Source organism: Tepidibacillus infernus, assembly GCF_048898065.1.
In the GTDB taxonomy this organism is placed as follows: Bacteria; Bacillota; Bacilli; order Tepidibacillales; family Tepidibacillaceae; genus Tepidibacillus_B; species Tepidibacillus_B infernus.
Genome location: NZ_JBLWFI010000040.1, coordinates 1 through 261, shown reverse-complemented (window position 1 = coordinate 261; position 261 = coordinate 1). Strand labels below are relative to the sequence as shown.

The following is a 261-nucleotide window of genomic DNA, read 5'->3' as shown; positions in this document are numbered from 1 at the left end:
TTCGGGTCTACGACTACGTACTTTCGCCCTTTTAAGACTCGCTTTCGCTACGGCTCCAGCTCTTCACTTTAACCTTGCACGCAATCGTAACTCGCCGGTTCATTCTACAAAAGGCACGCTGTCACACTTATATTGTGCTCCAACTGTTTGTAAGCACACGGTTTCAGGTTCTTTTTCACTCCCCTCCCGGGGTGCTTTTCACCTTTCCCTCACGGTACTGTTTCACTATCGGTTGCTAGGGAGTATTTAGCCTTAGGAGAT

Annotated in this window: 1 rRNA gene; it reads right to left on the bottom strand. The window is 48.3% G+C overall.

The window, feature by feature from the left end:
• Positions 1–261: ribosomal RNA gene (locus tag TEPIDINF_RS14900) — 23S ribosomal RNA — on the bottom strand; the annotation flags it as partial.